The sequence below is a fragment of the Draconibacterium sp. genome (assembly GCF_041583095.1).
In the GTDB taxonomy this organism is placed as follows: domain Bacteria; phylum Bacteroidota; class Bacteroidia; order Bacteroidales; family Prolixibacteraceae; genus Draconibacterium.
The window spans coordinates 1-13,967 of record NZ_JBFHGM010000123.1 but is presented as its reverse complement, the minus strand read 5'-3'; the positions used below and the strand labels follow the sequence as shown (position 1 = coordinate 13,967).

The window sequence follows — 13,967 nt, the reverse complement described above, 5'->3', positions numbered from 1 at the left end:
TTTTATCAGATACCGGCAGAAGCACACGAATACCCGTTGGTAATGTGGCATGGCATTGGTCAGTTCTCAAAAACCTTTGAAACTACACCAGATGGCAGAGAAGGATTTCAGAACCTGTTTTTGCGCAAAAAGTATAGCGTGTATTTATTAGATCAGCCACGCAGGGGAAATGCAGCCCGAAGTATGGCTGAAGGTACAATCACTCCAACTCCGGATGAACAGTTTTGGTTTAATACTTTTCGTGTAGGAGAGTGGCCCAACTTTTTCCCCGGAGTTCAGTTCGCTCAGGATGAAGAAACACTCAATCAGTATTTCAGACAAATGGTTCCCAATATCGGACCAATCGATTATGATGTGAATGTAAGTGCTGTTTCTGCACTGTTTGATAAGATTGGTGATGGTATTTTGCTTACTCACTCGCATTCAGGTGGTATGGGATGGTTGACTGCCATTAAAAATCAGAATATAAAAGCAGTTGTCTCCTACGAACCCGGTAGCGGTTTTGTTTTTCCTGAAGGAGAGGTTCCTACTGCACTTGAAAGTTCTTCGGGATCGCTTGAACCGGTAAGTATTTCTATGGAAGATTTTATGAAGCTCACAGAGATACCCATCATCATCTACTATGGAGATTTTATTCCTGAAAGTCCTGACCCAAACCCAGGAACAGATGGTTGGCGTGTACGGCTTGAAATGGCCAGAATTTGGAGAGATACGGTAAACAAACATGGAGGTGATGTGACAGTTATTCATCTGCCGGAAATAGGAATTAAAGGTAACACACACTTCCCCTTTTCGGATTTAAATAATGTGGAAATAGCTGATCTGATGGAAGATTGGTTGATCGAAAAGGGACTTGATAAATAATACTGGTTAAAAAGAAAATGAAAACAGTAACATTAAACAACGGAGTCGAAATGCCAATCCTTGGATTTGGCGTATTTCAAATTGCAAATCAGGAAGAATGTGAAAATAGTGTTCTTAATGCTATCGAAACAGGTTACCGCCTGATTGATACAGCCTCTTCATATATGAATGAAATTGCAGTAGGAAATGCGATAAAAGAAAGTGGAGTTTTAAGGGAAGATATGTTTGTCACATCAAAATTATGGGTTCAGCATACCGGTTACGAAAACACAAAAATATCTTTCGAGAGTTCATTGAAAAAACTGCAACTTGATTATCTCGATCTCTACCTGATTCATCAACCTTATGGCGATGTTCATGGATCGTGGAGAGCCATGCAGGAACTCTATAAAGAAGGAAAAATTAGAGCCATTGGCGTGAGCAATTTTCAACCAGACCGAGTTATGGATATGATTACATTCAATGAAATTGCTCCGATGGTGAATCAGATTGAAACACATCCTTTCAATCAGCAAGTTGAAACACAGAAGTTCCTCACTGAGAACGGTGTTCAAATGCAATCGTGGGGGCCTTTCGCCGAAGGAAGGAACAATCTTTTTACTAATGAATTATTAGCTGAAATTGGTGCAACGTATAATAAATCTGTTGCCCAGGTAGTGCTTCGTTGGTTGATTCAAAGAGGTGTAGTTGCAATTCCAAAATCAGTACGTAAAGAAAGAATGGAAGAGAACTTCAACATTTTTGATTTTGAATTAAGTGCTGAAGACTTTGAACGTATCGCAGCGCTGGACATGAAAGCCAGCAGCTTTTTTGATCATCGAGATCCAGCAATGGTAACATGGATGGGAGAAAGAAAACTTGATTTATAATTAAGTTTAAACGATGAAACGAATAATCATAAATAAAATCCTGACAATAATGTTAGTAACTGCAAGCATCATTTCCTTCGGACAAAACGAGATTGAAAATCCTTTCGATCTTGTATATCAAGATGCAATAACTGAGAATAAATCAGGAGAAGTAAATATACATCCTGTTAGCTATGACCTAAACGGTCTTGAAATCGCTGCCAATGTTTACACACCCGCGAACTATGATCCTTCAAAAAGTTACCCTGCTATAGTTGTTGCGCACCCTAACGGAGGTGTAAAGGAGCAGGTTGCCGGATTGTATGCACAGCGTTTGGCAGAATCGGGTTACATTACCATTGCTGCTGATGCATCGTACCAGGGAGCAAGTGGTGGTGAACCGCGTAACGTGGATAAACCCGCTAACCGGATTAATGACATTCGCGGAATGGCAGATTATATTACACAATACAACGGAGTAGATGCTGAGCAGCTGGGTGTTCTGGGAGTATGTGGTGGCGGTGGTTATACGTTGGCTGCTGCACAAACTGATAAGCGGTTTAAAGCAGTGGCAACACTAAGCATGTTTAATTCAGGTGTTGTAAGAAAAAATGGTTTCAGGGACTCTCAGTTAGAAACGATTCAGGAACGGTTAAAACAAGCCTCTGATGCCCGTGCACAGGAAGCAGCAGGAGGTGAAGTACTCTATGCTGCCAACACTGTTGCAACCGATGAAGTGGCTGATAAAATGCCCTTTGATCTTTATCGTGAAGGACATTATTACTACCACAGAACACATGTTCATCCAAACTCTACTTTTCGATACACAATGAGCAGTTTACTCGATTTGATGGAATTTGATGCGACATCAAATATGGACTTAATAAATCAGCCATTGTTGATGATGGCCGGAAGCAAAGCGGATACCTATTATATGACCGAGGATGCTTTTGAAAAAGCTACCGGGACTGCAGAAAAGGAACTATACCTTATTCCGGGAGCAACGCATATTCAAACCTACTATGTTCCTGAATATGTAGAACAGGCAATAAGTAAACTCAAGGCGTTTTATAGAAAACATTTGTAAAAAAATTTAATCAGTAACAACAAACATTATGAAAACAAACATTATCGGACTATTTGTAATTCTTCTTTGTGCGCAATGGTCTTTCGCACAAAATACTGCAACAGAGAAGGAAATCATTCAGCTGTCTAAAGACAAGTGGCAATGGATGGCCGACAAAAACGTGGACAAGCTTGCTGAACTTTTCCATAACGATTCAAGGTTTATCCACATGAGTGGTACATGGGGAAAGACACGGGAACTTGAAATTATTAAAAGCGGAAGCATCTGGTATAAACAGGCTGATGTACACGATGTGGTGGTAAAGACATTTGACAACACTGCTATTGTTTGGAACCGCATTACTCTTGTCGCACATGTTCGCGGTAATGATGTATCGAATGAATTTACAGTTACTGAAGTCTATCAAAAACGAGATAACAACTGGAAATTGTTGGATCTGACATTCAGCAGTGTGCGCGATACACATACATTGGAACATTAATAAAAAGGAAATTACGAGTAGTAAACAAATAAAAATAAAAGAGATGAAAACAATAATTATTGGTTTAATTCTGATTATTATGAGTACACAATTTTCTCAAAGCCAACCGGGTGCAAACCGTACACCTCAAAACTTTACGGATAAGGAACAAGAAATAGTTCACCTATCGAAAGAGAAATGGCAGTGGATGTCGGATAAGAATGTCGATGAGTTAAGTAAACTCTTTCACCAAAAAGCTGAATTTGTTCACATGGGTGGGCACTGGGGAACCGAACAGGAACTTGGCATTATTAAAAGTGGTGGAATCTGGTACAAAAAGGCCGACATACACGAAGTGTCGGTGAATATCATTGATAATACTGCTATCCTTTTAAACCGAATTGATCTGCTGGCTGAGGTTGGCGGGAATGAAGTTAGCAATCCGTTTGAAGTTACCGAAGTGTATATAAAGCAAGATGGAATCTGGAAATTAGGTGTACTCTCTTTTACTCGTCTGATGACTCCTGGAGATCGTTAGTTATTTCATAAACCAACAGCTACAAACATAAATTTACAACTAAAATGAAAAATATAATGAAATCATTGTTTACGGGATTGTTAATCTTTGGTATAACACTTTCAATAAACGCTCAACAGAATTCAGGCCCTGAGGTTAAAACCAAATCAGGCATTGTAAGAGGTGTTACCGAAGGTGATGTTTCCAGTTTTAAGGGGATACCCTTTGCTGCCCCGCCTGTTGATGAGTTTCGCTGGCGTCCTCCACAGCCGGTAAAATCCTGGGATGGAGTTCGTGATGCTACTGAATTTGGCCCTACTTGCGCAGCAGTAGGTTGGGGTGCTGCTCCTGGAACCATCCAGCAGGGATCATCGGAAGATTGTCTGTACCTGAATGTGTGGACACCTTCCAGTTTCAAACAAGGAGCAAAATTACCTGTTATGTTATGGATTCATGGAGGTGGTTTTACAGGGGGTAGTGGTAATACAAACGGAGCTGGATTTGCCAAACAAGGCGTGATCCTTGTTTCAATGAATTATCGTTTGGGGCGTTTGGGACATTTTGCCTTCCCTGCATTGAGTGCCGAGCATCCGGAGGAAGGAAAAGGTAGTTATGCCTTCATGGATCAGATAGCCGCATTAAAGTGGGTTCAGAAAAATATTGAAGCTTTTGGTGGCGATCCGGATAATGTAACCATTTTCGGTTTTTCTGCCGGTGGTGTATCCGTACACTCACTTCTTACTATCCCAAATGCTAAAGGTCTTTTCCACAAAGCAATCGGTCATTCAAGCGGTGGACGTGATGGAGTTCTCACCGGAAGACCTATCAATAAAGAAAATGCTGATCCGCTTTACCCGGTTTCAGCTGAAACGATCGGAATAAATTTTGCCAAAATGCGTGGAATTGATGGCACAGATGCAGCTGCGCTTGCTAAGTTACGTGCCCTCCCTGTTGTTGATATTGTAGGCGGTGGTGAAACAGACGGACAGGGTGGACCACGCATTTATCCAGGCCCGATTCTCGATTATAAATTTGTAGTTGAAACAGCAGAAAGTGCATACAATGCAGGCAGACAGGCAAAAGTTCCGGTTATGATGGGGAATAACAGTGCCGAAATCGGCGGAGGTTTCGTTAATTCAAGCACAACAAAAGAAGAACTTTTCTCTCTGTTCGGTGATTTCGAGGCTGAGGCAAAAGCAGCCTATGATCCGGATGGAAACAAAGAATTCGCAGAAGTACAGGCACGGTTTAATACTGACTGGGTATGGGGAGAACCTGCTCGTTTTACAGCACGTGAATTTACAGCAATTGGCGAATCGGCCTACATTTTCCTGTTTGATTATGTGCCATCTTACATGGCACAAAGAGCACCTTACGGTCCCGGACATGGAACAGATATTTCTTTTGCATTCGATATTCTTGGGGAAGGAGGCGGTTTTGGGCCACCACCTACTCCTACAGCAGCGGACAAAGAGGTCGCAAGGGTAATGAATGCCTACTGGGTTAACTTTGCAAAAACAGGTAATCCGAATGGAAAGGATTTGCCAAACTGGCCTTTAAATAATTCCAAAACAAACCAGATCCTCGAATTCCAGCGTGATGGTTTACCAGTTGGTAAAACTGACCCTACAAAAGCACGACTGGATGTTGTTGAAAAGGCAATGAAAAAGAGAGCTGTTATTCAAACCAGAGGAGGTATCTAAAATTGTGTAACAAGAGAATTCGCAAAATTTAAGGATGGCATATTTCAAAGATTACATATTGAAAAAACTAATGATCTTCTCATTTGTATTTTTTCTTTCAAGTTTTCTATTTGCACAAACAGAGAAGGATAGCATCTCAAAAGTAAATAATTTTACTGCTGTTGTAACTGTTCAGAACAAAGGTATATCCACTATTCCAAACCTTACTTTAGGAAAACCTGCTGTTATATTTGATATGAAGTTGGGGCGAAAATTGAGCTTTGAACCACAATTCCGTTTTTCATTGGAAGATGGCAAACCATGGGCAATGGTTCTTTGGTGGAGATATTATGGATCTGTTAGCGAAAGATTTAAGATTACCTACCATGCTAATTATTCGCTTTCTTTTAAAACAATAGGTTTATACAATGCCGACGGTTCTGATCGTGAGGTGAACCGAACAAATAGATATTTGGTAGGAGCCTTGACACCCAATTATCAGCTAAATAAATACATTGGTTTAGGCGCATACCTTTTTTATGCACGTGGAATGGATCCATATATGATAAAAAATACCTATCTGGCTTCGTTCCAACCTACGATTTCAAACATCCCACTTTTTAAAAGTTTTGTCGCAAAGGTAAGACCGGAAATTTACTTGCTGAAAATGGGTGAAGACGGAGTTTTCTTTAGCACCCGATTCTTAATTAGTAATAAGAATAGTCCGTTTTCACTTTCAGGATTAATTACTCAACCAATAGACTCGAACATTCCTTCAGACTATGAATTCCTGTGGAATGTTGGCGTTAGCTATGCTTTTAATCAGAAATACAACAAAGCTCATTAGCTTGTGTTTCATAAAAAAATACGAAGACATGAAGAAAATAAATTTACGAATGTTTCTGATTCTGATAGTTGTAACGTGCTTTTATGAAAGTGTGCTTGCACAAAACAAAGAAGGTTCGAATATGACATTGACAGCAAAACAGCAGAGCATAGTTCCAATTGCTGCTCTAACAGCCCAGGGCGAGTTAGAACAATTAAAATCCGCATTATATGAAGGATTGGATGCTGGTCTTACCGTTAATCAAATCAAAGAGATTATGGTTCACACCTACGCCTATTGCGGATTCCCAAGGAGTATCCGTGGGTTGCAAACTTTTATTGAGGTTATGGAGGAGAGGGAGGCTAAAGGAATAAGTGATATCGAAGGAGTTGAGGCTTCAGACTTAAACGATGATCGTAGCAAATATGACCGAGGAAAAGCAAATCTGGAAACACTTATCGGGAGGTCTTTAGATGGACCACAAACCGGTTATGCTGCCTTTGCTCCGGTTATCGAAATATTTCTGAAGGAACATCTGTTTGCCGATATTTTCGACCGCGATGTTTTAACCTATGCAGAACGAGAACTGGTAACGGTTTCGGTGATTAGTGCAATTGGCAAAGCGGAACCAATGCTACGCAGTCATTTAACTATTTGTCTGAACGTGGGTTATACACCCGAGCAGTTATATGAATTTGTAGGTATTGTAAAAACTACAGCCGGTAAAAAAGAAGCCAAAGCTGCACAGGCAGTTTTGAATGAAGTGCTTGAAAATAGGTAGTAACAATGAAAATTTAAATCTTCAATTATGAAATACAGTGTAAAAATCAGTTTGCTTTTTCTTGTAATAGTAATGTCAAGTTGTAATATGGAGAAAAGTGCTAAAGATATGATGAGTCAAAGTGCTTCCGTTTTTCCAAAAGGAGAGAAAATCGACAGTCAGAATTTTGCCGGAACAGTGTGGTTGCAGATGATGGGTGCCAACGATAGTACATTGCATGCACGATTTGGTAATGTAACTTTTGAACCAAAAGCAAGAACCAACTGGCACTCGCACCCTGGAGGTCAGGTGCTTTTTATAACTGAAGGAAAGGGGTATTACCAGTCTTTAGGTCAGCCTGCACGTCTATTGAATAAAGGAGACGTAGTTGAGATTCCCAGAAATGTTGTTCATTGGCATGGAGCTGCTGCCGACAGCAAATTTGCGCATATTGCCATTAGTCTGAATTCTGATGAAGGGGGAGCGGTTTGGATCAGACCTGTTACAAACGAGGAATACGATCAGGCTACCAACTAATTGATTCCCGAATATATGCCTTAACATCCGCATCAGCTGACTATTCGTCGCACGTAATTGTTCTGATTAACCATCTGTTCTAAATTTATTAAACCAAAATCAATCCTTTAAATTAAAATATTATGAAAATCAATCCGATTAACCTATTGAAAGTGTTTTGTTTTGTGCTTGCCGGAACTACAAGTATTCAAGCCCAGGACTGGCCACAGTTTCTTGGTCCTGAAGGGAACAGTACTTCACCACAGAAAAATCTTCTTCGTGAGTGGCCTGAAAATGGTCCTGAAGTGTTATGGACGACTGATGTTAACGTCGGATATGGAGGACCGGTGGTAAAGGACGGGAAAGTCTATTTGCTCGACCGTGAAGATAAATTTGGCGATCATCTCAGATGTTTCGATCTGGAAACCGGTGAAGAGTTGTGGAAATTTAGCTACGAATCTCCGGGAGAGGTTGAATTTCCGGGTTCAAGAAGTGTTCCGGCTCTCGACGGTAATTATGTATATTCCTGTGGTCAAAACGGCGAATTATATTGCATCGATGTAAATACACAACAGCCAGTTTGGAAAAAGAATGTTTGGACCGACTTTGGAGGTGAACCCGCAAAAGTAGGGGAGGATCATTTTGCTGGTTTAGCGGGTGGCACGCATTTCCCAATGTGGGGAATTGCCCAATGTCCCTTAATCTTTGGTGATTTATTGATTGTAGCTTCGCAAACTCCAGAGGTTGGAGTTGTTGCATATAATAAAGAAAACGGCAATGTAGTATGGAAAACGCCTTCGCTGGGTACTTTAGGCTATGTCAGCCCCGCTATTGCAAAAATAGATGGCGAAGATCAGGTAGTGATGATTACTGCATCCAGTGGTGGTTTTGGTGGTGGTGAAGCTAAGCCAAGTAATGTGGTTGGTATTAATCCGCAAAATGGCGATACACTTTGGACCTATTCTAACTGGAGTTGCTGGATTCCTTCATCAAGTGCTTACGATGCAGGAGATAACAAAATACTGATTGTCGGAGGATACCGCGCAGGTGCATCTATGATCCAGATTGAAAAAAATGGGGACGAATACAAGGTTAATGAACTGTTTAAAACAGCAGAATTTGGCGAACACACCAAACCTCCGTTGTCGGTTAATGGCTACTACTATGCTCAATTTTCGAACAACGAAACACGAGACGGACTGGTTTGTATGGATGGTGAGGGGAACATTATGTGGAAAACAAAAAGAGACCCTGCTTTTAATAAAGGTAGTATGATAGTGGCAGACGGTCTTATTCTGGCAACTGATGGTGAAACCATGCTTTATTTGATTGAGCCTGATCCAAGCGGTTTCAAACCTTTGGCATCTGCAACCATTTTAAAAGAAAGTGGTATGACTGGAAATGAACGCGTAATTGGAATTGTCGGTACCAACCAAAACTGGGCACCGCTTGCACTTGCTGATGGAAAACTGCTGATAAAGGGACAGCGCCAGATGGTTTGTTTGAAGTTAATTGAATAAAATAGACTTAAAGATTTTGCCAGACATATATAGTTCTGTTTTAATTCCCAATGACTACTTCAAATTGGGTGGGGGCTACCTATTTGATTAATTATTTTGCGTTTAACGTAAAACTTATATGCCTGCATTAGGTTCATGTCGTTCATTAATCCCGAAATCTTTCAAGACTACATTTGTATTCATTATGTTTGAAATCTTATCTGGTTGACAGATGGAATTAAAGGAAGGAAGTCATCCCTTAAATTCCGACAAAGTTACTTCGCCGTCCGGAAAAGTCAATGGCGGCTGAAATTGCCCATATTTGCCAGCCGTCCTTTGGAGCTGTTCAGTTTTTATTTCGTTCACTTCATAAAAACTGACATAGCCCCTTGACTAGAATCCATCCGGCTAAATGGCATGCGCCAAAATTTAATGGCGTGCCAGTAGCCGAAACAAATCCGCAGGGCAGCGGTGGATTCAATGAGTAAATTTGATATTTATGAAACAGTTACTAATTTAATTGTACAACGTCTTGAAGCAGGTGTAATACCATGGCATATGCCTTGGAAAACGGCAAGTGCCATTCCTCGTAACCTGGTTTCTAAAAAGCCTTACCGGGGATTTAATTTCTGGTACTTGCTTAGCTTCGGTTTCGAAAGGCCTTATTTCCTTTCCTTCAAACAAGTAAAAGATCTTGGTGGAAAGATCAAAAAGGGATCTTCTTCATTTATGATTGTATTCTGGAAAATGGTGGAATACGAAAAAGATGACGAAACCAAAGAGATTCCGATGCTTCGTTATTATCGGGTATTTCACATTGACGATGTGGAAGGTATCGAACCTGACAAAATACCTGAGAATACTGCTCACGATCATGATTTCGATCCGATTGCTTCCTGTGAACAGCTTATCCAGTTCTGGTTTGATTCCCCGGTAATTAAATTAGATCAGAAAAAAGCCTGTTATATTCCTTCGTTAGATGAAGTACACATGCCAGGTGCAAGAACTTTCTTTCAGGATGAAGAGTTTTACTCTACGATTTTTCATGAATTGTGCCACTCTACAGGTCATCGTAAACGGTTAAATCGTCACGAAAGGTTTTCTAACCTGAATTTTGCAAGTAAAGATTACTCACAAGAGGAATTGGTTGCAGAAATGGGGGCTGCTTACCTCTGTGGAATTTGCGGCATCGAAAACGCTACAATTGATAACAGTGCTGCTTACATCCAAGGTTGGTTGAAGAAGCTAAAAAGCGATAAGAAGTTTATCGTTCTGGCTTCTGGACTAGCTCAAAAAGCTGTTGATTATATTCTGGATCATCAGGATTCGAATCAGATTCTTAAACCAACGCCAGTTTCGCGAAAAAAACAGAAACAGCCGGAAAAAACAATGTCCATTGCGATGTAGGCAACGGACATTGAAATGTTAATCCTCAAATTACTTTTTTCTTCTCACTAAGCTTTGTTTGAAGCATATCCATATCTTCTGAGATTTTCTGATCAAGAACTTTTGCATAAATCTGCGTCGTTTTTAACGAGCTGTGTCCAAGAATCTTGGAAACAGTTTCAATGGGAACACCATTAGCCAATGTAACAGAAGTCGCAAAAGTATGCCTGGCAATGTGCATTGTAATGTCCTTATTGATTCCACAGATGTCGCCAAGTTCCTTGAGATAACCGTTCATCTTTTGGTTAGATAAAACCGGAAGTAATTTTCCGCTATTTTCGTTCGTAGGGTACTCTGAATATTTATCCAATAACTGCTTTGCTTTGGGGAGCAGTGGAATCCGGCACCGAGTATCGGTCTTTGTTCTGTCGATAATAATCCAGTCCTTTTTGTCGATACCTTTATGCAGGTGATTCTTGTTTAATTTATGAATATCAGAATAGGAGAGACCTGTATAACATGCAAAAACGAAAATGTCGCGTACAATAGCTAATCTTTTAATCTGGATCTTTTTTTGTTCCAGGCGATCAAGTTCGTCTGACGTAAGAATTTCCCGATGAGTTGGTGCTAAGCCAACCTTGTATTTTTTATATGGATTTATTGAAATATGCTCCATAGAAATAGCCAGGTTGAGAACTCTTCTTAAATGTTTATGGTAGTTCCATGCCGTATTCTGATGCACTTTGTATTTTTGTTTAAGGTAAACATCAAAGGCATCAAGAAATCCAAATTTGATTGTCTGTACAGGATAATCGTTTTTCTTGTAACGATCCTTGATAAAAGTTGCCAATCTTTTTCTCGATGATTTATAATGTTTGTAGGTTTCTTTCGAATAACCACCGGTTTTAGCAAGCATACTTTCCAGGTAATAATCAAATACTTCCAGAACACCTGTCTTGTTATCTACCTCTAATAGGTAGTCCTTTATTGTACTTACAGAGAACTCTTCTCCGGATGATCTCAATTGATTGTAATAATCCTGGATCTCGGTTTTTAACTTGTCAAGTCTTTCATTGACAGTATACGCATTCGGCGCACGGTCTTTAACTCTTCCTTTTGCATCACTCCAATGTTTGGGTTGAATAAACAATCCGGTGGAAAGATCTACTCTTTTTGATTTAACCGTGAATCTAACATAGATGGGCAGTTGACCATCATCATTTAACCTCGATTTACGAGGATAAAAATGGATAATAACTCTCATAATTACCTCCTTTTAAATTGTTAATAAATGATTCCGGTTGATGCTTAAAACTACTGAATATTGGGCAAAATGAAAACAGTAAAAAGCACCAAAAAGAACCAAATAAAATGTTAAAAATCAAATAATTATAGAGTTTCGAGGGACCATGGATTTGTGAAATTTGCTATGGTCCCTCTGTGGTCCCTCCAAATAAGGCTATATATGGCCTCTTTTGGTATTTCACTAAAAAAGAAAAGCGCTTAAAATCAATGATTTAAGCGCTTTTGCTATTTTTTAATATCTAAAATGGTGCCCAGTAAAGGACTCGAACCTTCACATTCATAAGAATACTAGTCCCTGAAACTAGCGCGTCTACCAATTCCGCCAACTGGGCAAATCTGTTAAGAACATTCCAAAATCTGTGGCTTTTACTCCGTTTCGATTTTGGACGTGCAAATATATAAAAAATCCGCCTTCTTGTTTCTTTAAAAAGGCGGATTTAGCTGAAAACAATTATTTCTTACAACATTTTTATTTGGTTTTCTGCTGTAATCTTTTCGCAGTATTTACATTTTAAGGCAACCGGACTTGTGTTAATTACTTTAAACGAAGTAGTTATCTTTTCGTTGTTGGTAATACACTTTGGATTAAAACATTTTACAATTCCTGTAATTTTTTCCGGTATTTCAACAATTTTCTTTTCGGCCACCTCGTAATCTCTTATAATGTTGAGCTTGGCGTGTGGTGCGATCAGCGCTATTTTGTTGATTTCGTCGTTTTCAAAAAACTTATCCGATACCTTTATAATAGCTTTTGCGCCCAACTTACCGCTTTCAAGGTTGGTTCCGAAAGTGATCTGGTTTTTGATTGTGTCGAGTCCTAATATGGAAATTACCTCAAATAAACTTTTTGCCGGAATATGGTCGATCACTGTTCCGTCTTTAATGGCACTAACTTTTAATTTTAGCTTCTTTTTTGCATCATTCTTTTCCATGGCGGTATTATTTAAGGTTCATTACATGTGAGATGATGGCTTCGCGGGTAAACACACCGTTTAGCGCCTGTTCGAAATAGTAAGCTTTTTCGCTGCTGTCAACATCGGTGGCAATTTCGTTAACGCGTGGCAGCGGATGCAACACCCTTACATTTGGTTTGGTATTTTCCAGCATCGCTTTATTTAAAATGTAAACATCTTTCACTTTTTCGTACTCTATCGGGTCTGAAAAACGTTCCTTCTGAACGCGGGTCATGTAAATAATATCGGCTTCCGAAATTATATCTGTAAACTCTTCGTGTTCAAAATAACGAATACCTCTCTCTTCCAAATGGTGTTTATAGCCGCGTGGCATTTGCAGACTTTCGGGTGCAATGAAGTTAAAAATCGGATTCTCGAATTCGGACATTGCCTGCAAGAGCGAATGTACTGTTCTTCCAAATTTCAGGTCGCCAACCATAAACAGGTTCAGGTTATCGAGCGTTCCCTGTGTTTTTAAAATGGAATACATGTCGAGCAGGGTTTGAGTTGGGTGCTGGTTGGCACCGTCGCCTGCATTAATAATGGGCACACTCGAAACTTCGGCAGCATAACGTGCTGCACCTTCCAGCGGGTGACGCATAACAATAAGGTCGGCATAGTTGCTCACCATTTTAATAGTGTCGTGCAGTGTTTCTCCTTTTGTTGCACTCGAGCTGTCAGGATCGGCAAAACCAACAATTCGTCCCCCCAAACGATTAATGGCCGTTTCGAAACTTAAGCGTGTGCGTGTTGATGGCTCAAAAAAAAGGGAGGCAACAACTTTCCCTTTCAACAGTTCCTGGTTCGGATTTGCTTCAAAATCCGCAGCCAGTTCCATAATTCTCAGATATTCTTCTTTCGAGAAATCTGTGATTGAAATTAAATCCTTCTTCATTGCCTTAAATATTGAATTTGATAATGTGGTTGACTGAAAAAAAGAAGACCAACATTTCGGAAAAGAAAATGTTGGTCTTCGTTAATTGCTAAAAAAGTAGAACCTTTTTTATAGAAAAATACGATTGCTTTTAAAAATCGTCTGATGCAGCGATGGGAAAAAGAAACCTTCTCAAAGCGTTTTTTAGTGCCTCGCTCAAGAACGTTAAAGTGGAATATCACGCGTAGCATCATGGTTCAAAAATACAGTGTTAGTTAACGTTTGTCAAAAATAGTGTGACGTACTTATCAGCATTTTATTAACACATAGAAATGCTAATCCAGCCGTTTTATTTCTATCCCATATATCTCGTAAAACGATTGGAAAGCC

14 protein-coding genes and 1 tRNA gene are annotated in these 13,967 nt (G+C 39.8%); 11 read left to right on the top strand and 4 right to left on the bottom strand.

The annotated features are described in order from the left end of the window. The 11 genes from ABZB17_RS12585 to ABZB17_RS12535 form a co-directional block, all read left to right on the top strand. A partial coding sequence (locus tag ABZB17_RS12585) for an alpha/beta fold hydrolase (protein ID WP_372650705.1) occupies positions 1-864 on the top strand: 864 nt, incomplete at its 5' end. Between the two features lie 17 nt (positions 865-881). Continuing rightward, the gene (locus tag ABZB17_RS12580; RefSeq protein ID WP_297098863.1) at positions 882-1,733 is read left to right on the top strand and encodes an aldo/keto reductase; all 852 of its coding nucleotides are present in this window, start codon (positions 882-884) and stop codon (positions 1,731-1,733) included. Positions 1,734-1,746: 13 nt separating this feature from the next. Then, on the top strand, positions 1,747-2,799 hold the full coding sequence (locus ABZB17_RS12575; protein ID WP_297098860.1) for an alpha/beta hydrolase: 1,053 nt from the start codon (positions 1,747-1,749) through the stop codon (positions 2,797-2,799). A gap of 28 nt (positions 2,800-2,827) precedes the next feature. Then, on the top strand, positions 2,828-3,280 hold the full coding sequence (locus ABZB17_RS12570) for a nuclear transport factor 2 family protein (protein ID WP_297098858.1): 453 nt from the start codon (positions 2,828-2,830) through the stop codon (positions 3,278-3,280). 43 nt (positions 3,281-3,323) lie between these two features. Continuing rightward, positions 3,324-3,797: a nuclear transport factor 2 family protein gene (locus tag ABZB17_RS12565; protein WP_372650702.1), complete on the top strand. Its 474-nt coding sequence runs from the start codon at positions 3,324-3,326 to the stop codon at positions 3,795-3,797. Positions 3,798-3,841: 44 nt separating this feature from the next. Further along, positions 3,842-5,479, top strand: coding sequence for a carboxylesterase/lipase family protein (locus ABZB17_RS12560; RefSeq protein WP_372650701.1), 1,638 nt, complete (start codon positions 3,842-3,844; stop codon positions 5,477-5,479). Positions 5,480-5,513: 34 nt separating this feature from the next. Beyond that, entirely contained in the window at positions 5,514-6,305 is a 792-nt protein-coding gene (locus ABZB17_RS12555) for a hypothetical protein (RefSeq protein WP_372650699.1), read from the top strand. A gap of 28 nt (positions 6,306-6,333) precedes the next feature. Beyond that, positions 6,334-7,065, top strand: a complete 732-nt coding sequence (locus tag ABZB17_RS12550; protein ID WP_297098850.1) for a carboxymuconolactone decarboxylase family protein — start codon at positions 6,334-6,336, stop codon at positions 7,063-7,065. A 27-nt stretch (positions 7,066-7,092) separates the two neighbouring features. Further along, the gene (locus ABZB17_RS12545; protein ID WP_297098848.1) at positions 7,093-7,581 is read left to right on the top strand and encodes a cupin domain-containing protein; all 489 of its coding nucleotides are present in this window, start codon (positions 7,093-7,095) and stop codon (positions 7,579-7,581) included. A 122-nt stretch (positions 7,582-7,703) separates the two neighbouring features. Continuing rightward, positions 7,704-9,080, top strand: coding sequence for a PQQ-binding-like beta-propeller repeat protein (locus ABZB17_RS12540; RefSeq protein WP_297098846.1), 1,377 nt, complete (start codon positions 7,704-7,706; stop codon positions 9,078-9,080). Between the two features lie 459 nt (positions 9,081-9,539). Next, on the top strand, positions 9,540-10,466 hold the full coding sequence (locus tag ABZB17_RS12535; protein ID WP_372650696.1) for an ArdC family protein: 927 nt from the start codon (positions 9,540-9,542) through the stop codon (positions 10,464-10,466). Between the two features lie 25 nt (positions 10,467-10,491). On the opposite strand, the gene ABZB17_RS12530 is transcribed toward ABZB17_RS12535, so the two are convergent. The 4 genes from ABZB17_RS12530 to pyrB all read right to left on the bottom strand — a co-directional run bounded on the left by ABZB17_RS12530 (position 10,492) and on the right by pyrB (position 13,598). After that, the gene (locus tag ABZB17_RS12530; RefSeq protein WP_297101660.1) at positions 10,492-11,709 is read right to left on the bottom strand and encodes a site-specific integrase; all 1,218 of its coding nucleotides are present in this window, start codon (positions 11,707-11,709) and stop codon (positions 10,492-10,494) included. Between the two features lie 286 nt (positions 11,710-11,995). Next, positions 11,996-12,082, bottom strand: a tRNA-Leu gene (locus tag ABZB17_RS12525). 126 nt (positions 12,083-12,208) lie between these two features. Next, on the bottom strand, positions 12,209-12,682 hold the full coding sequence (gene pyrI / locus ABZB17_RS12520) for an aspartate carbamoyltransferase regulatory subunit (RefSeq protein WP_372650694.1): 474 nt from the start codon (positions 12,680-12,682) through the stop codon (positions 12,209-12,211). A 7-nt stretch (positions 12,683-12,689) separates the two neighbouring features. Next, the gene (pyrB, locus tag ABZB17_RS12515; protein ID WP_045030088.1) at positions 12,690-13,598 is read right to left on the bottom strand and encodes an aspartate carbamoyltransferase; all 909 of its coding nucleotides are present in this window, start codon (positions 13,596-13,598) and stop codon (positions 12,690-12,692) included. Between the last annotated feature and the right edge of the window lie 369 nt (positions 13,599-13,967).